This is a genomic window from Lactobacillus sp. W8093 (assembly GCF_016100925.1).
GTDB classification, from domain to species: Bacteria; Bacillota; Bacilli; order Lactobacillales; family Lactobacillaceae; genus Lactobacillus; species Lactobacillus helsingborgensis.
This window is the reverse complement of record NZ_JACFRL010000001.1, coordinates 98,293-119,792: the sequence shown is the minus strand read 5'-3', so window position 1 is coordinate 119,792 and position 21,500 is coordinate 98,293. Positions and strand designations below refer to the sequence as shown.

The 21,500-nt window shown below is 37.2% G+C and carries 25 protein-coding genes; 19 read left to right on the top strand and 6 right to left on the bottom strand.

Going from position 1 to position 21,500, the window contains the following annotated elements; translation table 11 throughout:
* Positions 1-80 precede the first annotated feature (80 nt).
* Positions 81-2,402 (top strand): SLAP domain-containing protein, encoded by a 2,322-nt coding sequence (locus H3T47_RS00545; RefSeq protein ID WP_199282194.1) that lies wholly within the window; start codon positions 81-83, stop codon positions 2,400-2,402.
* A 55-nt stretch (positions 2,403-2,457) separates the two neighbouring features.
* Here H3T47_RS00545 and H3T47_RS00540 read toward each other — a convergent pair whose 3' ends face one another.
* Genes H3T47_RS00540 through H3T47_RS00525 form a run of 4 tightly spaced genes read right to left on the bottom strand, consistent with a single transcriptional unit; the run spans position 2,458 to position 6,763 of the window.
* The gene (locus tag H3T47_RS00540) at positions 2,458-3,762 is read right to left on the bottom strand and encodes an ABC transporter substrate-binding protein (RefSeq protein WP_199282193.1); all 1,305 of its coding nucleotides are present in this window, start codon (positions 3,760-3,762) and stop codon (positions 2,458-2,460) included.
* Complete coding sequence (locus tag H3T47_RS00535) at positions 3,740-4,429, bottom strand: response regulator transcription factor (protein WP_038521043.1); 690 nt, start codon at positions 4,427-4,429, stop codon at positions 3,740-3,742. The genes H3T47_RS00540 and H3T47_RS00535 overlap by 23 nt, the downstream gene beginning before the upstream one ends.
* Positions 4,422-5,750, bottom strand: coding sequence for a sensor histidine kinase (locus H3T47_RS00530; protein ID WP_199282192.1), 1,329 nt, complete (start codon positions 5,748-5,750; stop codon positions 4,422-4,424). The genes H3T47_RS00535 and H3T47_RS00530 overlap by 8 nt, the downstream gene beginning before the upstream one ends.
* A complete protein-coding gene (locus tag H3T47_RS00525) occupies positions 5,750-6,763 on the bottom strand; it encodes a sugar ABC transporter substrate-binding protein (RefSeq protein WP_199282191.1) in 1,014 nt (337 codons plus the stop codon). Before H3T47_RS00525 ends, H3T47_RS00530 begins: the two co-directional genes overlap by 1 nt.
* A gap of 199 nt (positions 6,764-6,962) precedes the next feature.
* Here H3T47_RS00525 and H3T47_RS00520 point away from each other — a divergent pair, with 199 nt between their 5' ends.
* The 5 genes from H3T47_RS00520 to H3T47_RS00500 are packed head-to-tail and all read left to right on the top strand — an operon-like array spanning position 6,963 to position 10,012.
* The gene (locus tag H3T47_RS00520) at positions 6,963-7,403 is read left to right on the top strand and encodes a PTS sugar transporter subunit IIA (RefSeq protein WP_038521050.1); all 441 of its coding nucleotides are present in this window, start codon (positions 6,963-6,965) and stop codon (positions 7,401-7,403) included.
* A gap of 17 nt (positions 7,404-7,420) precedes the next feature.
* Positions 7,421-7,924, top strand: coding sequence for a PTS sugar transporter subunit IIB (locus tag H3T47_RS00515; protein ID WP_038521053.1), 504 nt, complete (start codon positions 7,421-7,423; stop codon positions 7,922-7,924).
* Between the two features lie 60 nt (positions 7,925-7,984).
* Positions 7,985-8,851, top strand: a complete 867-nt coding sequence (locus H3T47_RS00510) for a PTS sugar transporter subunit IIC (RefSeq protein WP_109917976.1) — start codon at positions 7,985-7,987, stop codon at positions 8,849-8,851.
* Positions 8,852-8,853: 2 nt separating this feature from the next.
* Entirely contained in the window at positions 8,854-9,696 is an 843-nt protein-coding gene (locus tag H3T47_RS00505; RefSeq protein ID WP_038521058.1) for a PTS system mannose/fructose/sorbose family transporter subunit IID, read from the top strand.
* The gene (locus H3T47_RS00500; RefSeq protein WP_233335795.1) at positions 9,665-10,012 is read left to right on the top strand and encodes a DUF202 domain-containing protein; all 348 of its coding nucleotides are present in this window, start codon (positions 9,665-9,667) and stop codon (positions 10,010-10,012) included. The genes H3T47_RS00505 and H3T47_RS00500 overlap by 32 nt, the downstream gene beginning before the upstream one ends.
* Positions 10,013-10,078: 66 nt before the next feature.
* Here the strand turns inward: H3T47_RS00500 and H3T47_RS00495 are convergent, their stop codons facing one another.
* A complete protein-coding gene (locus H3T47_RS00495; protein WP_199282190.1) occupies positions 10,079-10,753 on the bottom strand; it encodes a hypothetical protein in 675 nt (224 codons plus the stop codon).
* 56 nt (positions 10,754-10,809) lie between these two features.
* On the opposite strand from H3T47_RS00495, the gene yaaA reads away from it, so the two are divergent.
* From yaaA to H3T47_RS00440, 11 genes are all read left to right on the top strand, one after another.
* Complete coding sequence (gene yaaA / locus H3T47_RS00490; protein WP_199282189.1) at positions 10,810-11,577, top strand: peroxide stress protein YaaA; 768 nt, start codon at positions 10,810-10,812, stop codon at positions 11,575-11,577.
* A gap of 57 nt (positions 11,578-11,634) precedes the next feature.
* Positions 11,635-12,240, top strand: a complete 606-nt coding sequence (locus H3T47_RS00485) for a histidine phosphatase family protein (protein WP_199282188.1) — start codon at positions 11,635-11,637, stop codon at positions 12,238-12,240.
* A gap of 125 nt (positions 12,241-12,365) precedes the next feature.
* Positions 12,366-12,887: a TetR/AcrR family transcriptional regulator gene (locus tag H3T47_RS00480; RefSeq protein WP_199282187.1), complete on the top strand. Its 522-nt coding sequence runs from the start codon at positions 12,366-12,368 to the stop codon at positions 12,885-12,887.
* Positions 12,887-13,948, top strand: coding sequence for an ABC transporter permease (locus tag H3T47_RS00475; protein WP_199282186.1), 1,062 nt, complete (start codon positions 12,887-12,889; stop codon positions 13,946-13,948). Before H3T47_RS00480 ends, H3T47_RS00475 begins: the two co-directional genes overlap by 1 nt.
* A 1-nt stretch (position 13,949) precedes the next feature.
* Positions 13,950-14,624: an ABC transporter ATP-binding protein gene (locus tag H3T47_RS00470; RefSeq protein WP_199282185.1), complete on the top strand. Its 675-nt coding sequence runs from the start codon at positions 13,950-13,952 to the stop codon at positions 14,622-14,624.
* A gap of 507 nt (positions 14,625-15,131) precedes the next feature.
* Positions 15,132-15,356, top strand: coding sequence for a hypothetical protein (locus H3T47_RS00465; protein WP_038521078.1), 225 nt, complete (start codon positions 15,132-15,134; stop codon positions 15,354-15,356).
* Positions 15,357-15,465: 109 nt separating this feature from the next.
* Complete coding sequence (locus tag H3T47_RS00460; protein WP_199282184.1) at positions 15,466-16,089, top strand: TetR/AcrR family transcriptional regulator; 624 nt, start codon at positions 15,466-15,468, stop codon at positions 16,087-16,089.
* A 149-nt stretch (positions 16,090-16,238) separates the two neighbouring features.
* A complete protein-coding gene (locus H3T47_RS00455; protein WP_038521084.1) occupies positions 16,239-16,778 on the top strand; it encodes an NADPH-dependent FMN reductase in 540 nt (179 codons plus the stop codon).
* Between the two features lie 11 nt (positions 16,779-16,789).
* Positions 16,790-17,338 carry an NADPH-dependent FMN reductase gene (locus tag H3T47_RS00450; RefSeq protein ID WP_199282183.1) on the top strand — a complete coding sequence of 183 codons (549 nt, stop codon included), beginning with the start codon at positions 16,790-16,792 and terminating at the stop codon, positions 17,336-17,338.
* An 84-nt stretch (positions 17,339-17,422) separates the two neighbouring features.
* Positions 17,423-18,214 carry a tyrosine-protein phosphatase gene (locus H3T47_RS00445; RefSeq protein WP_199282182.1) on the top strand — a complete coding sequence of 264 codons (792 nt, stop codon included), beginning with the start codon at positions 17,423-17,425 and terminating at the stop codon, positions 18,212-18,214.
* 10 nt (positions 18,215-18,224) lie between these two features.
* Positions 18,225-19,154: an FAD:protein FMN transferase gene (locus tag H3T47_RS00440; protein WP_038521094.1), complete on the top strand. Its 930-nt coding sequence runs from the start codon at positions 18,225-18,227 to the stop codon at positions 19,152-19,154.
* Positions 19,155-19,207: 53 nt separating this feature from the next.
* Here H3T47_RS00440 and H3T47_RS00435 read toward each other — a convergent pair whose 3' ends face one another.
* The gene (locus H3T47_RS00435; protein WP_109917985.1) at positions 19,208-19,744 is read right to left on the bottom strand and encodes a CvpA family protein; all 537 of its coding nucleotides are present in this window, start codon (positions 19,742-19,744) and stop codon (positions 19,208-19,210) included.
* 157 nt (positions 19,745-19,901) lie between these two features.
* Between H3T47_RS00435 and rsmG the strand changes: the two genes are divergently transcribed.
* Both rsmG and noc read left to right on the top strand, forming a co-directional pair.
* Complete coding sequence (gene rsmG / locus H3T47_RS00430; RefSeq protein WP_199282181.1) at positions 19,902-20,624, top strand: 16S rRNA (guanine(527)-N(7))-methyltransferase RsmG; 723 nt, start codon at positions 19,902-19,904, stop codon at positions 20,622-20,624.
* Between the two features lie 15 nt (positions 20,625-20,639).
* On the top strand, positions 20,640-21,488 hold the full coding sequence (gene noc, locus H3T47_RS00425; RefSeq protein ID WP_199282180.1) for a nucleoid occlusion protein: 849 nt from the start codon (positions 20,640-20,642) through the stop codon (positions 21,486-21,488).
* Positions 21,489-21,500 lie beyond the last annotated feature (12 nt).

Sequence of the window (21,500 nt, the reverse complement as noted above, 5' to 3'; positions counted from 1 at the left end):
TGTTATTTTACCGTTATAATGACCTTGTCATGACTTAGAAAGCGCTTTAAAAAATGTAATTTAATTTTTAGGAGATAACTATGAAGTGCAGTAAATATCGTTTTATTACTCAAATCACTGTGGCAACACTTTTAGGCTTAAGTCTAAAAGTGTTAAGTACAACAAATGCCAAAGCAGCTCAAATTGATGTTCCAGCAGTACTTATACAGCAAAAAGATTTTGAGCAGAAAGGTCAAGATCCCTTGTTAAACGGCAAGTATGTTTCTAATGGTTACACGGATGGTGGTTATACATATCTCAATCCCAGCGACACATCACCGGAGCGGGAGAGCTCCTATCATCTGGATACGGATGAAGGTTGGTCTAATGACTTGCAAACAATAGTTTATGATAATAAAAATAAAGAGTGGGTTATTTATTATTTACATACAGCAAAAGTAGTCAATGGTGATGCTGGTGCCCAGCAAAATTGGCAGCGCGTAACCACAAAGGACTTTATTCATTTTTCTCAGCCAACTATCGCCATCAAGGATTTAAAAGGTGATATAGGTGATGCCTGGAGTAGTGCTTGGACAGGTTCAATCATTGTTAACGCAGGCAATATTGCGGGCATTCCCAAAGGTGCTCAAGTCGCATTCTTTTCAGGCTTAAGCAATAAAGATAACCAGCAGAATATCTGGGCCGCTTGGTCTGATGATAAAGGCAAGACCTTTGCTCATCCTTTAAATGATAAAAAAATCATATTAGATCATTATTGGCCGTGGACTTCAATTAATAGGTCAGATGAAAGAGACCCTGCTGTTTTTTATTGGCACAATAAACTCATTATGTACGTAGCTGAAGGCGATAATATTGGCGTTTACCAGTCTGATGATGGTCTTAACTGGTCTAACGCAAATGGTAATCAGGCTGACAGCAAAATTGCCAGCAGTACTTTTTTCAAAGGACTGCCGTTTGAAGCACCTGTCGAATGCCCCGCTTTAAGGAGCATGAAAACGGCAGGCGGAGAAACAAAACAAGTGCTTTTCTTCGGTGCCAAAGCGCCACAAGCGAAACAGACAACTGGCACTTATTATATAGTTGGACACCTGGACGACAAGGGAATGTTTACCCCCGAAACGGAAGCGAAAAGATTAGACCAGGGTACTGATTATTATGGTGCCAACTTCAGTGGCAATTACGACTTGGAAAAAGCGGACGATTCACTCATCTCAATGGGTTGGATTGGCAACTGGAACTATACCAATTCAGGGATTAAGGCGAATCAAGAAGGCTTTTTACCAAATTCAACGCGGATAGGAACATATTCCTTAGCCAGAAAAATAAGTTTAAATGACGATCTGACAATCACTAGTGTGCCTTTAACCACAGGACTAGAGGAAAAGAATGTCCAAAAGAGTGTAGGAGAGGTTGCCAGCCAAAAGCCGATTGCTGATGACTACTACAGTTTGTTAAATTTAAAAAAGCAACCAGCAAATAGTAAGTATGTGTTGCACTTTTCAACTAAAGACCAAAGTGCATATCAAGGAGCTGTGAGACTGGTTCTTAATCAAGGACAGGACAACAACATTCTAATTTTTGATCCAGCAACCGGCAAGTACCGTCTTGACGGCGTAAGCAGTGAATTATCAGGAAACGCAGCTAGTTATTATAAAAATGGTTATGAAAGCGGCATGGGCTATATCAATGACTCCGGCTTGAAAGGGTCAGCTGAATTTACAATCACAGTTTATACTGATAAAAATGCCATTGAAATTTTCTTTGAGAATGGTCAAGCGGCAACTGTAGCCCGTTTTTGCGTTAACAATGTGCAAGATGTGCAAATAGATGCCCAAGATGAAAGTAAGAAGAATCAATACGAAATAAACTATGGTCAAGTAGGCAAAGACCTGATCGGCTTTGAAGAAAAGCCTGCAGCAAGTGAATCTGGTGGAAGTACTAGTAGCGAAAATAACGTAATTAACACTGAAACTCCTACTGTAAATAACCCTGTAACTAATAAGCCTGAGACAAATAAAGAAACTGATAATTCAGCAAAGAAAAAGCAGGTACAAAAAAGGGTTGTGATGCATAATTCTTGGGTTTATCACAGCAATGGCAAAAAATCTTTTCTCAAAATAAATGCTGGGGCAACGATTTCTACGTATGGTGTAACAGAAGTCAAAGGCAAGAAGTACTATGTTTTAGCAAATGATAAGTATATTCTGGCAACTAATGTGACGGGCAGGAAACGGCAACTACGCCACAATGCTTTTGTCTACAATCAAAAAGGACAAAGAATTAAACGTTACTACTTCAAGAAAGGTAAAAAATTGGTAACTTTTGGTGGCAGCGTGAAACTCAAGCATAAAGCCTTTTATATCATTGGCAAGAACATGTATGTCAAACGAGCTAATTTTTAACTATTCTGAATAGATAAAAATGCACTTTCACAATCTGAAAGTGCATTTTTGCTATTTAATTTGTTTCACTCTGATTAACCTGTAATTGGATATTGAATAGTTGGGTTTCTAAATTGCCGGCTTTGAGGGCATTTTGTATTTTGTAATCTAACTTTTCCAGATTATCGTTGTAATCCTTGAATTTAGGTAAAACCGCACCGTCTTTCATAATTAAATCAAGCTTTTTAATAGTTAGGTTATGAAAGTTAATCACCTTTTCATCCAAGATTTTTTGTGCTTGTGTGCTTTTTACGACTGCTGGTAAAACCGAGCAGCCCATATTGGTCTTCATGACTTCTCTTTGGACTTTTTTATTAGTGCATAGTAACTTCATGAAATCCCAAGCTCCCTTGGTGTTTTTGGCTTTACTTGAGATTGCAAACATGGTGGTCTCAATTGGAGTCGCTTTAATTCCTTCCATACCGGGCATTTTGGTACACTTCCATAAAAATTTGTTATTGCGGGTGATATGGAAAGGATAAGAAGTGTAAGTCCGGTATTGGGCCAGCCCCAACGGCATGAAGGCTACACGTCCTTTGTCAAATAACTGGGAGGTAACGTTAAAAGTCGACTGGTCGTTCACAATGTTTTCTATCAGAGCAAAAGCACGTCTGGAACGATCTGAGGTCAATTCAACTTTGCCGTCATTTTTATTAAATATTTGCGCACCGTAGGCAAATTGGGCGTCTTGCCAATTGTAATTCATCGTTACACCATAGTATTTTTTCTTGGTATTGGAATAAGTGACTTGGTGGCACAGTTTATAAAATTGCTGCGGTGTCCAGTCATAACTCGGTGTTTTGATTTTGAATTTCTGCAGTAGCGTTTTGTTCATGACCATTAGTGTGGGATTAGCTTCATAAGGCAAGGCCAGCTGCTGACCACCATATTGCCCTGCTTTAAGCGTACTGGCATAAAAAGTTGAGTTTTTGATGTTATCTTGCCACATGAAAGAGGATAGATTTTTAAAAGCGCCTTCACTGGCCAGGGCATTAAAATCGCGGTTAGGCACAATTATCAGGTCCGGGGTTTTATTTTCAATGATTTTTTCACTTAACCAATTACGGTAATCATCTTGTTGAATACCACTTTCATACTTTATTTTGATGTTGGGGTGTTCCTGCTTAAATTTGCGGATAGCATAATCAATTACTTTATATTGGTGTCCGTTGGGTACGTTCCAGCTACTACTGGTATAAAGACCGATTGTTAGCGTCTTTTCGTTTTCTTTCACACGGTAGCGCCAATAAAAAGCGCCACTGATGACTAGGATAAGTGTAACCAGTATTATGATAATTTTATTTTTGCGTTTCATTGTCATCCTTAATATTTTCGCTCGTGACTCCAGTTTGCACAGCCCAAATTGCTAGTTGTGTGCGGTCGCGTAGTTGCAGCTTATCCAGAATTTTTGAAATGTAGTTCCGGACAGTTCCTTCTGATAAAAAGAGTTTAGCTGCAATTTCTTTGTTGGATAAGCCTAATCCTACTTGTTGGATTACCCGCCATTCATGTTGGGAAAAATTCTTAGTATCTTTATCGTTTACTTGAATAGCATAGTTGGCCTGTGCCATTTTGGAAAAGAGGCGAAAGACCTTTTCAGCAATATCAGGATTGATCATTGCTCCACCGTGATACACAGTTTTAATTGCCTGATATAGTTCCTTTGTTGAAGCGCCTTTTAACAAATAACCTGAAGCACCATATTTTAAGGCGCTGAAAATAAAATCATCGTCATCAAAAGTAGTTAAGATTATTACCTTAATACTAGGATATTTTTCTTTGACATATTTTGTGCAAACAGTACCATCCATGACTGGCATCCGCACATCCATTAGGATAATGTCTGGCTTTTTCTTTTTAATACTCGCCAATACTTCCTGACCATTAGCAACGGTATCTGTAACGGTGAAGTCGGGATTGGCATCAAGAATTATTTTTAACGAGTCTCTTATTAATTGTTGATCGTCAGCTATCATTATTTTAATCATACATATCACCCTCTGCTGGAATATCAACTACTATTGTAAAACCGTTTTGGCCGTCAAAACTAATTTTTCCATTTATTATAGCTACCCGTTCTTTCATTTGCGTAATCCCATAGCCGGGGACAATTTTTTGGGCTCCCGTGCCGTTGTCCTTAATTACCATTTGGTATGTCTTTTGATCCGGTTTAGTGCAGGCAATAGAAACCTGGCTTGCATGACCATGTCTGAGCGAATTAGTAATTGATTCTTCAATTATTCGAAAAACCACGTCTTCGGTTGTTTTTTCAAAATCTGCCGAGCCCCAATGGTAAGAAAAATCAATTTTAATGCGGGAAATATCAGCATATTCCTTTAGCATCTTTTTCAGAGATTCTTGTAAAGTATAATTATTTAATGCTCCAGGACGAATACGGTTAAGAGCTTTGCGGACATCCTTAATTCCCTCTTTGACTGCTGTTTGAATTTTTACCAACTGTTTTTTAGTGGCATCCTTATCAACATCAATTAATACTAAGGTAGCGTCAATACCTGCTGCGATCCCAGTTAGTGCGTGACCTACTGAATCGTGAATATCTCGAGCAATGCGTTTTCTTTCACGGTCTTTAGCAATATATTCTGATAAAGCAGCATAGTTTTTTAACTCGTAGTTAGCTTTAGAAGCTAAAGCTAACTTGTTTTGGATGTCATTTTCTTGGTTTAACTGGTAAATAGCAAAATAAATTAAAATTAAGATAAAGAGCGTCAAGTTCAAGATGGTAATAAAATTTTTCCAGACTAACAATTTGGGCCCAATGTTAGAGGGTAAGAAGTTTAAGTAAATGGTCAAATCGGGTAGAGTCATGAAGTGGCTCAGAATTGAATAATCTGTAATCACTAATAAAAATAGCAAAAAGACTACTACCATCATCCATACAAGATAGTCGCGAAAATCATATTGGTTGCGATTACTAATAATAAAATCAACAAAAATCAGCAAAAAAATACCATTGTATGTCAGTCGTAGAGATAGAAAAACAAAAATGGCTAAAATGAATTCTACGAAGATTATGGTGTTGTTTAACTCTGTGTCCTGTTTAAAAGCTGAATAGTGGTGGTGAAAAGACATTACAACTGCCAAAACGAAGAAACTGATGATGCTTTCTCCAAAAATTGCTCGGGGCGAATCAGGAATATGGTGTAATGATTCCAAAAATTGGTAGGATTGCGATGTTTTAATGACATAATCCGTGGCATAAATAAATAATGTGGCGTTAAATAAGATGGCAAAAAAATTGAGCCATAACATTGTTCTGCGTAAAGAAATTAAAACTTTGAATTTAGGCATTATTGCCACCCTAAGACGTTATAACGATTGATATTTTTATCTGTAATTAAATAAACCGGTAAGATAATTGTTCGTGGCACTTTTTTACCCGCAATCAGCTTGTAAGCTATTTTGACAGCCGTCTTACCCATATTTAAAGGAGTTTGAGCTGCTGTGGCAATGGCATTTTGGTTAACGCCTAAAAGTTTTTTCATGTTTTCAGAACCATCCACGCTATAGACATCTATTTGTCGTTTTAACTTAACCTCATCAATTGCAGCTAGGGCACCAACAGCTGCTTGGTCATTCAATGCCATGATGGTATCAAATTTGGGGCCTTTTTTGAGTGCTTTTTCTACTAGTGGCAAAGTTATTTCAGACTGCCCGTAGGTATTAATTTTGCCCACGATGTGAAAACGATCGGCTCTCGGTGATTTTCTGATAGTATCAGTAAAGCCCTGTATCCGATTATTGGCGGAATAAGCAGAATAATGTTCCAAAAGCAAAATACGAGCAGCAGTTTTACGTTTCAGCAAATGCTGTGCGCACAATTGTCCCGCATGATAATTGTCGGATAGAATCGTACAATCAGCATACTTATCCGATTTCATCTGTGAGTCAACAACAATAATTTTAATTCCTTTTTTCTTAGCTAAACGCAGCGCATTTTGAATTTTTCTACTGTTGCCGTCAACCGGATTAATAATGATGGCATTCATTCTTTGCCGGATAAAAGTATGCAGTTCTTCAACTTGTTTATTCACAATTAGTGCTGGATCCCTATTATATAAGCGGTCGTGATGGTCTTCGACATAATTAGCAATTTGCTCGTTTAAGACGGGGTAAAAACTATTATTCATTGTCATATAAGTTGAACCGATTTTGACCTGCTCGTCCTGACTGGGATATACGATAAACGTTACATACACTAGTAAAATAAAAAAAGCAGCAAGAACCAACTCGCTTGCAAGCAGGATACTTGTTTTGCGGTGGGAATGTGGGTTGTGCTGCTTTTTTAGTTTAGTTAAATTCATGCCATCATCTCATTCACTATTCAGAATATTACTTATATAGTAATTATTGCCGAAAAAATAATTTCCTTCAACCATATTTTAGGAAAGCGCTTTTAAAATGTGACAATTGTCATATCCGATTTTATGACATTTAGCACTATTAGCACAGACAAAGATTGTGCTAATTTTAACTTATACTAACGAAGAGAGGAATGAAGTATTGAAATATTTAATTTTGGTTTCTCACGGACAGTTTGCTGAAGGGGTAAAAACTTCATTGGAAATGTTTGCTGGGGATGCTATTAAGCGTTGTTTTGCATTATGTCTTCATAATGGTGATTCTGCAGAAGACTTTACTAAGAAAGTTACCGCCTTTTTACAAAAAGAAGAATTTAAAAAAGAAGATGAATTTGTTGTCATTGCTGATATCATTGGCGGCAGTCCGCTAACTACTTTTTTAAATGTCTTTTCTGAAAAGGGCTATCTAGCAAATTCTGTAGTAATCGGCGGAATGAACTTTTCAATGGCACTTACCGCGCTAATCTCCTTAGACACTATGCCTAAAGAAGAATTGGTTAAGTCAGCTTTAAGTGAAGGTGAAAAAGCAATAAAGCAATATGAAATTCCACAAAATTCAGTTGATAACGAAGATGACATTTAAATCTAGGAGGAAAAACAATGACTGTTTCATTGATTAGAGTTGATGACCGGATAATTCATGGTTTAATTACAACCCGTTGGGCAAAAGAACGTCCTTGTGATGGGATTATAGCTGTAAATGACAAGGCAGCTACCAATCCTATCTTAAAATCCGCCTATAAATCTGCGGGTGAGGATCAGGGTAAGAAAACTTTTATATGGACAATGGCTCATTTTAATGATGTTAAGGATAAAGTATTGAATTCTAAGACGCGGTACTTTTTGATTACCAAGAATCCACAAGATATGAAGCACATTTTGGTCGATCTTGATTTTGTCCCAAGTGACCAAAAAGAGTTGATTGTGGGTCCAGGTAATGACCGTCCGGGAGCAATCAAATTAGGCAGTAATCAATCTTTTACACAAGAAGAAGGTGATGCTTTTGAGGCAATTAGCCAAAAAGGATATAAGGTTCACTTTGCTTTATTACCAGATAAACAATTAGGCTACTGGGATAAATTCAAAGGGAAATTCGGTTATTGAGATATATTTACTCAAACGAGTATCTAGCCTTAATAATTTTAATAAGAAGAAGGAGAAAAAATGACTATAAGTTGGTTACAAGCCGCCATTTTGGGAGTATTTGCGTGTTTATGTTCAAACTCCTGTATGGCTGGTCAAGCAGTCGGTAATTATACTATTGGACGGCCACTAGTTGGTGGATTGGTCTGTGGTATCGTTTTAGGCAACTTGCCGCTAGGAATTGCCTGTGGAGTTGCTACCCAGTTGGTTTACATTGCGTTAGTTACACCCGGTGGTACGGTTGCTGCTGATGTGCGGGCAATTTCATATATTGGTATTCCTCTAGCTATGGTTGCTATTTCATCACGTGGACTTAACCCAATGGGTTCAGCAGCTGCAAACATGGCGAAATCTCTTGCCACTTTGGTAGGTACAGTTGGCTCGGTACTATTTTACGCAGTGGCATTCATGAACCTGATTTGGCAAGCATTTGGCTGGAAAGATATTCAAAATGGTAAGTTAAATCGCCTCTACGGAGTTGATTTTGGCTGGCCTTGGTTATCTCACTTAGTATTTTCATTCCTGCCGACACTTTTGATGACTCACTACGGTGCAGAAGCCGTAACTGCTTTGAGAACAGCCTTACCAATGAACGGCATCCCAATGAAGACCCTGTTTACTGTTGGTGCGATGCTGCCATGTGTTGGTATTGCTATCTTGCTTCGTCAAATTATTAATAAAGCGACTGATTTCATTCCATTTTTAGTTGGTTTCACTTTAGCAGCTTCATTACACTTAAACCTTGTTGCTGTAACAGTTATTTCATTATTGTTTGCTGTAATTATGTATGAAATTGAAATGGCTAAGGGCTCAGGAAATTCAAGTACTAGTTACGCCTCATCAAATGAAAATGCCGTTGGTGACGATGAAGAAGAGGAGGACATCTAAAAATGGATGCAGAAAAAAAGAGAATTAGTCGTAAGACCCTGAGTAAGTCTTTTAATATCTGGTTTTGGGGTGCATTAACCTGCTTTTCTCAAGAGCACATGCAGACGTTTGGCTATTTATGTTCGATGTTGCCAATTATCAAGGAATTATATCCTAATGATAATGAGACACAGACTAATAACATTAAGGCATATACAGCGTTCTTCAACACCAACCCAATGTTAGGTTCGGTTATCATCGGTGCTACTGCCAGTCTTGAAGAAGCACGTGCAAACGGTGAAAATATTGATGGTCAAACTATTAATGACATGCGTGCCGGTTTGATGGGACCAATAGCTGGTATTGGTGACTCTTTAATTGACGGTACTTTGATTCCGATTTTACTTGGTATCGCTTTGGGTATGTCAAGAAACGGTTCACCAGTTGGTGCTATTTTTTACATCATTGTTTGGGATCTCATTGCATACTTTGGTCAACGCTTCCTATACTTCCGTGGTTACAAGCTGGGGGATAAAGCTGTCGGCTTTTTAGTAGGTAAGCAAGGTAAAGCTGTTAGACGTGCGATTTCCATTGTCGGTGGTATGGTTGTTGGTGGTGTTCTGGCTACCTGGGTTAACGTCACTACTTCTTTACAACTGAGAGATAATACCGGACACGTTTTCCTTGATTTGCAAAAGCAGTTAGATGGTATCTTCCCTGGCATCTTAACAGTAATCGTTACTCTTTTCTGCTGGTGGTTAATGTCCAAAAAGCATGTTTCTGCTATCTGGACAATGATCATTTTGATTGGTGTAGCTTTTGTCGGTGTTGTCCTTGGCGTATTCAATCCAGGACTCAAATACTAGAAGTAAAAACGGTGTAATAATGGACCTTAAGAAAATAACTGCCGGTTATCAAAACGAAGTTAATTATCAAAAAAAGATGCTGCAAAATTTACAGTATTGGCTGCAGACTTTATTGGCAATTGCCGCAATCGGCTTGGTCTTATGCTATTATTTCTATGGCAAAACCACTTGGCTCTTTATTGTGGGCGTGATTTTACTGGTATTTGGTGTTCTTGGCGGGGCTATTGTTGCTTATGGCAGGCACCGTGGTAAGCAGAATGTCAAACTGATAATTTCTGATTACGAAAAGAAAGTTAACTATTTAAAAAATAAATAAAGAGTAAATCAAATAGGGCTGAAGAAATAATTCTTCAGCCCTATTTTTGTATTTAAAAATAATATTTTAAAACTTGGTTTCTTTAATGTCGTCTTCTGGGCGGTGTTCTTGGATTCGTATTATTTGCCAGTCATAATCGTTTTTGTTGCTATTAGTTAGATCAATAGTCAGTTCATTATTGCTAAACCCAAACTCTAACTCTGTTCTTTGATCAATCAGTTCGATGCGGTTAGGCTTAGCAGTTAGACCGATAATTTTGATAGTTTCGGGTAAGGGAGCCTTAGCAAAAATATATTTTTGATATTTTGCATGTCTGTTTTGCAAGATAAAGCAGCTGTCTTCTGCTACATTGCCAACTTTAAGGGTACAAGGCTCGCTTTCATTAAAAGCATGACCAAAAATGTGCATCCAATTGTTGATTTGTTTCAGCATTAATTCTGTTTCAGGTGCTAGCTTGCCATCTTCAATGACTGGAACATTAATGATCGTTTTTGCTCCTGCTTTGCGGTTTGAAATCAGTCTGTCTATTGCGTCTGTTGCAGTCAAGTCAGTACCTTGTGTAGGCTTTTCTATTAAAGAAATAGTGTATTTTGCACATGCTTTCTTAAAATCAGGAATATTTGCATCAGCAGCAATAACGCGGGCGCCAATATTGCGGGCAGTTTTTACTAAAAAATCAGCATCTACATCTTTTGCATTTTTTAGTTTAAAATTTAATACGATGGCAAAATCGGGATTCATTAATTTCTCTCCTTTAGTAAATATTATTAATAAGTTTAACCCAAAAGGTGGTAAAGATGAAAATTATTATTTCACCAGCAATGAAAATGACAGTCGACCGCGAATCTTTTCCAGCCAAATCGCAGCCGCAATTTTTAGCCCAAGCACAAGAATTAGCTGCTTTTTTAAAAAAGTGCAGTTTTAATGAATTACAAAAAATCTGGCAGTCAAGTGAACGTATGACTAAGGAAGGCCAGAGACAAATAAATGAGCTTAATTTAAGCCAAAAAGATGGTCTGACTCCAGCAATCATCTCATATTCTGGCATTCAGTATCAATATATGGCGCCTGATCTGTTCACAGCACCTGCGATATCTTATTTACAAGAAAATGTCCGCATCTTATCCGGATTATACGGTGTACTGCGTCCTTTTGACGGAGTTTGGCCCTACCGTTTGGAAATGAAAAATAAAGTTACGGGTTTTAAACAACCTGACTTATATCAATTTTGGGGGACAAAAATTGCTGACAATCTTTTTGATGAAGATCAGATACTCATTAATTTGGCTTCAAAAGAATATTCTCGTAATATCAGCCCTTATGTGACAGCAGGCAGGCAGATGATCACCATTAATTTTCAGGAAAAGAAAAATGGTCAGTGGAAGACGGTTGGTGTTCACGCTAAAATGGCTCGTGGAGAAATGGTCCGGTATATTGCGGAAAAGCAATTGACAACTCCAGAGCAGCTACGTGAATTTACTGATTTTGGTTTTGTTTTTATGCCCGATTTGAGTACTGCTGCTTCTTATGTTTTTAGGACGGAATATGATTTTAAGCGGCGGTAGAACAAAAAGATATTTGGGACAAAGCACACTAAGTAAGATTATGAATGAGGGGATAATATGGAAATAGTTTTTGTACGACACGGCTTAACTGATTTGAATAAGATTGGCCGCATGCAAGGGTCATCATTTGATCACGATTTAGATGAAATTGGTCAAAAACAGGCTAAGACAGCCGCAGCGAATTTTGATCCTGCACCTTTTGACGTCGTTTTTTCAAGCCCATTAAAAAGGTCGTTAACAACCGCTAAAATTTTTACCAAGGGTCAAAAGGAAATTAAAATTGATCAACGCCTGACGGAAATTAATTTCGGCGAATGGGACGGACAATTTTTAACCGCGCTGGGGCAAAAATATCCCGATGCAATTGATCCTTGGGGTAAAGCGGCTGCTGACTACATTAAATATGCACCCAGTGGCGAGTCATTTACGGCGCTTAACCGCAGGTGTGGCAGTTTTATGACTGACATGGAAAAGAATTATCTGGATAAAAAAGTTTTGGTATTTTGCCATGGCACCTTAATTAGGATGATGTTTGCCCACTGCTTAACTAATGGCGACATGAATTGCTTTGAAACTATGGCTAATTGCGCATTAGCTAAAATGTCCTATCGTGACGGCATTTACAGGTTGAATTACTATAACCGGATATTGACATTTGAATAAAAATAATAGGCCTTGAAGTAAGGCCTTTTTTGTTGGTGCATTTTAATTGACTAGAGCTAATAAAAAAATTATTCTGTAATAAGTGACACAGTGTCACTTATTAAAATTAGAAGGTAAATGACGAGATGGTTAAAGCTACTTTTATTAACTTGCCGGCAAGCAAGAAAAAGATAATCAGACAGTCTTTGGTAAATGAGTTTAGTACCTATCCACTAGCAAAGGCGCAGGTGGCACGGATTGTTGCTCAGGCAGGTATTGCGCGCGGCGCATTTTATAAATATTTTACCGATTTAAATGATGCCTACCAGTATATGTATAAGATTGCCTTAAAGGCGGTCCATTCACCGGTTGAACTAACTTCAGCTTTTGAGCCGCAGCAATATTACCAGAATGTAGCCGATTTTATTGAAAAGGCGCAACAAAGTTCTTATGCAGGTCTGATTAAAATGCACATTTTGTACAACGAGAATTCAGTGGGTCAACCTTTTCCGCGAGAATTAATCACTAAATTAGATCCGCAAAATTGGAGTGCAATGGTTCTTAGTCATGCGACAATCCGCTTGGTGATGGAAAATCCAGAACAAGAAAAAGAGGTTATGGCTCGCTTTAAGGCCAGTTTAGAACTATTAAAAAGGGGAACAAATTAATGTTTTTAGCAATTAAAGAAATAAAAAGAGAAAAGCTGCGTTACGGACTAATCATTTTGATGATTTTTTTAATTAGTTACCTGATATTTGTCCTTTCGTCTCTGGCAGTTGGTTTAGCCAGTGAAAATACGCAGGCATTAAAGTCTTGGGATGCTCAAAAAGTCGTTTTAAATAAAAATGCGAACGTTAGTATGAGCCAGTCGGTTTTAACTAAAAGTGATTTAGCAAAAACTACTTTAACTAAAAATGAGGCGCTGGTGGGACAAATACCAGTTGTAGTTAAAAAATCGGGAAGGCCGCAAATCTCAGCGCAATTTATTGGTGTCAAGAAAAACCAGTTCATTTATGATGATCAAGAATTAATTGCAGGCAGAAAAGCCAAAAAGAACTATGAAGTTACTGTGGATCAAGCTTTTAAAACTAAGGGCTATCGATTAGGCGATCGTTTAGAGTTAAATGGTTCAAGCAAGAAATATCGCATCGTTGGTTTTGTCCAAAATGCTAAAATCAATATTGCCCCAATTGTTTATGGTACATTGCAGTCGTGGAAGAAGCTGCGGCAAGGACTGCCGACCTTAAGGGCCTCGGCTATTATTTCACGTGATCATAATTATAAATACAATCACAAGGACAGTAAGACATATCCCATTGCGCAATTTATTAAAAAGCTTCCGGGCTATACCGCACAAAATATGACATTCGAGTTAATGATAGGTTTCTTATACGTTATTTCACTGATCATAATTGCCGTCTTTCTTTATATTCTAACGATGCAAAAAATGCACAATTATGCAGTGATGCGGGCACAGGGGATTCCGAGCAGCACGTTAGTTAAGGCAACAATCAGTCAAGCGTTAATTTTAGTTTTAGTTGGATTAGTTATCGGATTAGTGGCTATGGCAATAACTGTCAAAGTTTTACCAGCTGCAGTACCTATCAGTTTTACCCCGGACATCATTTTGTCGGGCACATTGGGATTACTGCTAACTGCAATTATTGGCAGCTTAATTCCAATCAGATCAATTCTCAAAGTAGATCCAGCACAAGCAATAGGTGAGTAATATGGCAATTATTGAATTAAAAAATGTTCAAAAAGTATATGGTAAAGGTGCCGCAGAAGTAACAGCAATCAATAACGTAAATTTTAAGGCAAATTTAGGTGAAGTGGTATTAATCATGGGGCCTTCAGGCGCTGGTAAAAGCACCTTTTTAACCATTGCAGGCTCTTTACAAAAGCCAACTGCTGGAGAAGTGATAGTTAACGGCCAAAATATTGCAGATATTTCTGCTAAAGACAGCGACCGTTTACGTCTGACTCAACTTGGCTTTGTATTGCAGGCGTATAATTTAGTACCATTTTTAAAGGTCAAAGAACAGTTTGAATTAGTTAATAAGGTGAAAAAAACAGGCAATATCAATGAAGAAACGTTACAAAAATTGCTCAAACAATTAGGTATCAGTTCATTGCTTGATAAGTATCCCGCTGAATTATCTGGTGGACAGCAGCAGCGTGCTGCTATTGCCCGTGCACTCTATGCTAATCCTCAAATTTTATTGGCCGATGAACCTACAGCTTCTCTAGACAGTAAAAATGTCAGTGAAGTGGGGCAACTTTTTCAAAACTTGGCTAAAGACTATCACAAGGCTATTCTACTGGTAACTCATGATCCTAGACTCAAGCAATACGCAGATCATATTTATGAAATGATGGATGGTGAGATTAAGCAAAAAGTTTAGTTATTAAATTATAGCTATAAAAATAACACTATAAAAATAACACTATAAAAAATAACCATAGAATAGAATTTAATTAAAAGCAAAAAATTAGCTAAACTTTTTTTCTCAGTAGTAATTTTATTATTTATAATAAAACTATTTTATCCGGATTTTTGTTATTAATTAGAATTAACTATTTAAAACCGAAATTTTATAGAAAATCACACATTTCTTTTATATTATAAAAAGTACTTTGCTCTTGACAAAGTACTTTTAAATTTACTATTCTTATATGTGAAAAGAAAATGTTATTTTTTGAGATAAGATAACTGGAAAAATTAAAAATAAAATTATTAATTTGTTTTTTAACTATTTGAGTAAATTACTAGGAAATAATAGTTTCTTTGCTAAAATAACAAAAAGTTATTTTTTTGTATATGTTTTTATTTGGTATAATTTTTATTTTATTTTATTAGTGGCAATCAGAAAAGCTACTATAAATAGATCAATTTATGTAGAGGTACAAATATGAATGATGTCCCTGAAGATAAGTCGATTGAATTATCGACCGACTATCAAAATCACAGTATTAATATGAACTTTTCAGATAATCTGACAGAAGATTCTGAAGTAGGCTATATTCTTTCTGCTGCTTTCTTTTCTTTTTGCGCTGCTCAAGGTTTGAGCAAAGATGAAGTAAGCGACATGGTTTCACAGTATTACGATGAGTTTATAGAAAATAATGGAGAATAATTTTCTTCATTTAAAATATGTATCATTCGGCAATAATTTGATTGTCGGGAAATAGCTGGTTTTTGTTAGGAATAACAGTACGTTTTAAAGTTAATCAAGGAATACCAAAATGGCTAGAAAAAAAGAAATAGGAAGAAATAAAATTTTAAGCATTGCCTATAAGATGGTTGTTAAAGATGGTATTGAGAGTTTGACTGCCCGCAATATTGCCAAGGCAGGGCATTTTTCAACGCAGCCTTTATATCTTGAATTTAACAGTATGGAAGACTTGCGCAAAGAAGTATTGCGTAAAATTGCGGACAATTTAAAGAATAATATTTTGCAGAAAAGGTATACGGATAAGCCTTTAATTGATATGGATTTATCTTATATTGATTTTGCCAAGGAACAGGAAAACTTGTTCAGAGCAATGTTTGTTGATGGTAAGTTCGGCAGTAAGATAATTGCTGATACTTTAATTGACTTTGGTGTGGAAAAGTTCAGGGAACAATATCCTAAGACTAAATACCCAGAAGACAAGATAAGAAGCATTATCATTGCCAATTGGATTACTACTAGCGGTATCGCTTCACTACTCGTTAATAAAATAGCAACTTTTACCCAAACGCAGATCATCAATGTTTTAGCAGCTCAAATTAATGATGCCATTTTAAATGATTGGCTCAGTAAGACTAATAAAGTTTCATTATTTAAAACTGGCGAAGCGGAAAGCAAAAGTAAAAGCAAGAAGTAATTCTTAGTGTTTGCAGAGTGCTTATAATGTACTAAATCAACCATTTTACAGAAATTATCTATATAAATCTTTTTAAGAGCAGGAAAATGTTAAAAGCATACGGATATGCTATAATTAATCTTGAAATTAGTTTCTGAAAGGTGGTTTTTATGAAAATTCTTGCATTATCTGGCTCAAATGCCAATAATTCATTTAATGAGGCATTGCTTAAATTTATATCTAAGCAATTTGCCGACAAGTATGATTTTAAACTGGCAACAGTAAAAGGGTTGCCAATGTTTAAAGAGGGCGAAGATGCTCCAGAATCTGTTCAAGCTTTGACAAAAGAAATTGAAGATGCCGATTTAGTATTAATTGGTTCTCCTGAGCAGCAACACTCTGTTACTAGTGCGTTAAGTAGTGCTTTAGAATGGCTTTCTTGCGTGACTCATCCGTTTAAGAATAAGCCAGTTGTGATTGTTTCTACTTCACCAATGCCACAAGGTGGTTCTCGTTCACAAGGTCGTTTAAAGAGCGTGTTGACAGCACCTGGTTTTGATGCCCAAGTCTTTAATGATGACGAATTTATGTTGGGAGTCGCACCAAAGCAATTTGACGAAAACGGTAATTTGACTAACAAGGAATCTGTTGAATTCTTGGGTCATTTCTTCGACGAAGTTGATAGTTGGTACGCACAAGTTACTAAGTAGGAGGGTCGAGAATGAAAATATTAGCAATTGTTGGTACAAATGCATCTTTTTCATATAACCGTTTTTTAGCACAATTTATTGCTAAGCGTTATGCTGATAAAGCAGACATTGAAGTAAAAGAAATAGATAAGTTGACACCATTCTGCAGAACAGATATGGCTGATGATACTATTAAGGCTTGGATTGAAGAAATTAAGAGCGCTGATGGTATAGTAATTACTACACCTGAATATGATCACACTATTCCTGCTCCTTTAAAGAGTAGTCTTGAATGGTTGGGTTCACATGCTGGTCCTAATGTTATGAAGATGAAGCCAGTAGCTGTTGCTGGTGTATCATACGGTTCACAAGGTACTGCTCGTGCTCAAGAAGATATGCGTGAAATTCTGCTTTCACCTGATATGAGCGCAAATGTTTTACCTGGTAACGAAGTTTTAATTGGTCAAGCTCCAGATAAGTTCAATAAAGAAACTGGTGAATTGACTGATGAAGCAACCATTAAGCAAATTGATGGTATGATGGACAACTTCTTCAAGTTTGTTGAACAAGCACATAAATAAACTTTTGCTAGATTGATTAGCAGAGAGTAAAATAACCGGATAGGAGTGTCCTATCCGGTTATTTTTATTTGAAAGGAAGTTGGCATGTCTCAACCCGTTGTTTTGCCTCTTAAGTCTGTGCGTAATCCCCGAGATTTAGGGGGATATACTGGCTTTAATGGGCGCAAAATTAAAGCCCACCGTTTATTACGGTCTGGTAATATTAGTCAGATAACTGCTGCCGACCAGCAATTTTTGCTTGATTACGGTTTAACTAAAATTATTGATTTGCGTTCTCCTGCTGAGTGCAAGGCAAACCAGGATCGCGATCTACCAGGCGTTACGCATTATGAGTTTCCGCTATCTGTTGAAGATAATACTGGTGGTCATGGCTTGGATATGAGTAAAGAATTTGCCAAATACCGTCGTGATCAATATGCCGGGTTTGATATGATGTGCAGGCGATACCGTGAACATATCAGCAATAAGCAAGCTCAGCGCAGTATCCATCAAATTGTAAGTGTCGTAGCTGAAACTGCTGATGGTGCAGTTTTGTATCATTGCTCAGAAGGCAAAGACAGAACAGGTTTGGTAACGGTGGTGCTTTTGTATATTTTGGGTGTTGATCTAGAAGTAATTAGACAGGACTACCTTTATTCAAACTATCTGCTGAATAACTATCGTCACGTTCGGGATGAGAAATTTAAAGCAGCGGGAGAGAATGATAAGTTTCGTGCCAATATGCGCATTCTTGGTTCAGTAGCTAATGCTTTCTTTGATACCAGCTTGATTACAATTAATGATAATTTTGGTGGTATTGATTCATACATATCTAATCAGCTGGACATAAACGCAGAAATGCAAGAAATGATGAGAGAGAAATATTTAGAGGACTAGGGATAAGATAATGATTAAAACTTTAGCTTTAGAACAACAGGTAGGACAACATCATGCTTTAGGGACGTCAATTACTTTACAAGTTTTTGGCGCCAGAGATAAGAAAGTAATTAACGATTCTTTTGCTTTAATTGACCATTACGAAGACATATTGACGGTTAACCGTGATGAATCAGAAGTAATGGATGTTAATCATGCTGCTGGAAAGAAAGCTGTGCAAGTTTCCAGCGGCACTTATGATTTGATTAAGCTTGCCGTAGAGGAAAGCCGGGAAAACTTTGGCTTTAATGCTCTTATTGGTCCGATAGTTAAATTGTGGTCAATAGGCTTTAAAAATGCTCATGTACCAGAGCCTGAGCAAATTAAAGAAAGAATGAAACTGATTGACCCTTATAGCGTTGACTTAAATGATCTTGACCAGACAGTTTACCTGAAAAAGGCTGGGATGGAATTAGACCTTGGTGGTATAGCTAAAGGCTGGATTGCTGATCGAATTAGAGACTTGTGGCGTGCTTATGGTGTGCACGCGGGAATTATTAACCTTGGCGGCAATATCTTGCTAGTTGGTGATTCTCCTAAAAGAGCCAATGGTCAGTGGTCAGTCGGGGTGCAGGATCCAAAAGAGCCTCGGGGCAAAAACATTACCTCTGTCATGGTACCGCAATGTTCAGCTGTTACTAGTGGCACCTATGAACGCTACTTAGAAGTTGCTGGTCATAAGTATCATCATTTAATTGATCCCCGTACAGGCTATCCAGTTGAAACAAATTTAGCAGGAGTCACTACATTTACAAAAGATTCTGTTGAAGCTGAAATTGAATGTAAACGGCTGTTTTTTGCGGGAAAACCTCTTGCGGGTTGGCATGACGATCCCGACCGCATTGGTGCCATCTTTGTGTATAATGATGAACACATTGAGTATGACAATTTTCAAAATTGATAAATAAAAAAGTGCCTCAAAGGCACTTTTATTTTGCCGTTATTTCCTGCAATTTAAGCAGCGGTACGACTAATACTAAAAATACTGTTAAATAGGCCGTTGGATAAACCAGGGGTGTTGTAGATAATAAATCTAATGAAGGAAGAATCAAGAGTTTGCTGAATAAACCATGGATTCTGTAAGGCGTTAAGCATTGATAATATGATGTAGACAAAGAAGTAACTGGCGAAAAAAGACACTATCGCGCCTAAAACGCTGTCCAGCAGATTACCAAAATTGGTAGCATGGGGGTTTTTATTTGGCACCCAGCCTTTAAAAACTTTAACAATCATTTTGCCTACAAAAACAATCACGAAAAACGCTAAAAAGCGAAACAACATCAGGTTGGTTCCGGGAGTTAAAGTGGTCTGAATATTTTGCCCTGTTATCTGACTGTATAGCCAATTGCCGACTGGATTTTGAAAAAGAATTGCGGCAATAAAAACAATAGCAGCAAAAATCAAATTAATAATTAATCTGGTGAAGCCGGTTTGAAAACCTTTGTAGGTTTTTAGTGCCAAGTAGGCCAGAACAATTAAAGTAACTATCATATTTATCTCCTTTGAGGATATTATAGCTTATTTTATTCGTTTAGACTTTGACGACAGTCGAAAAATATTTCATAATTAAAGGGATGCATTGACTTTACATTAAGCCAATTTTAGCGTTAAATTTAAAGGGTGTGAAACAAGGTTTCACGGGTGAAAAATGAATCCTGAACAGTTTGTCCAAGAATTATCAAAACGTAATTTTAAATTAAATGAAAATCAAATCAACCAATTTAACCAATACTTTAACAGTCTAATTGAGGCCAACAAGCACGTTAACCTCACGCGAATAACTGCAGAAGATGATGTTTACCTCAAACATTTTTATGATAGCATCACACCGCTTTTGACCTTTAGTACGGTTTTTAAGTCAAGCAACTCTTTATGCGATGTTGGTGCAGGTGCCGGTTTTCCTTCTATACCATTAAAAATTATGCAACCGGACCTGCAAGTAACAATAGTTGATTCTCTTGGTAAAAGACTGAATTTTTTGCAGGATTTAATTGCACAATTGGGCTTAAAAGATGTTGCTTTAGTGCATGGCAGAGCAGAAGATGTTGGTCAAAATAGCCGCTACCGTGAACAATTTGATATTGTTACTGCTCGTGCTGTAGCCAACATGGCAGTTTTAAGTGAATACTGCTTGCCACTTGTCAAAAAAGGCGGCAATTTTATCGCCCTCAAAGGTCCAAAGGCAGAAGATGAATTAGGAACTAGTAAAAAAGCGTTAAGCATTTTAGGTGGTAAAACAGTAGCTGTTAAACAATTGCAACTACCCCAAAGTGCAGAGGAACGCACGCTTATCCTAATAGAAAAAGTAAAGGCAACGCCTAAAAAATATCCGCGGCAGGCGGGAACGCCTCACCGTAAACCAATACATTAAACAGGGGGACTCGAAATGTCATTATTTTCTTCTTTGCGTCATCATGAAGAAATTCCTAAAAGTAAACAAATTCAGGATATTGAGTTAAGTAAAATTAAACCTAATTCTTATCAGCCACGACATGAGTTTTCTGAGGAATCAATTCGTGAATTAGCATCGACTCTTGATAAAGAAGGCTTACTGCAACCGATTATTGTACGTGAAAAAGATGACAATTACGAAATTATCGCTGGTGAACGCAGACTAAAGGCAGCTCAACATCTGGCATGGGAAAAAATTCCAGCAATAGTCAAGAACATGGATGACAGTCAAGCAGCGTCATTAGCTTTAATTGAAAACTTGCAAAGAGAAGATTTAAATCCAATTGATGAAGCTCAGGCCTACAATAATTTGATGAAGTTAAATAAGCTTACGCAAACCACATTGGCGCAAAATATTGGCAAGTCCCAATCTTATGTCGCTAACAAGTTGCGTTTACTCAAGTTAACTCCCAAGGTGCAAAGCTATTTAGCTAGTGGTGAAATTTCACCGCGTCATGGACGCTGTTTAGTTGGACTAAGTGAAAAAGATCAGAGCCGCGTTCTGGATGAAATCTTGGCAAAAAACCTGAATGTTAATGACACTGAAAAAATTGTCAAAAACGTTGACCAATATTTTGCCGGTAAAAAAAATCAGGCGAAAGAAAAAGAGCAGTCTGAGCAAACGAACAGGTCGGTTAATCGTATCCCTAAGGACTTAAAAGTACAAATAAATACGATTAAGAAGGCAATTAAGCTTGCCCAACAATCAGGCATCAAGGTCAAATTTAAGGAAAACAACGATCCTGATGATTATATGATTACAATTGAATTGAAAAGAAAGTAGGAAGGCATGGAA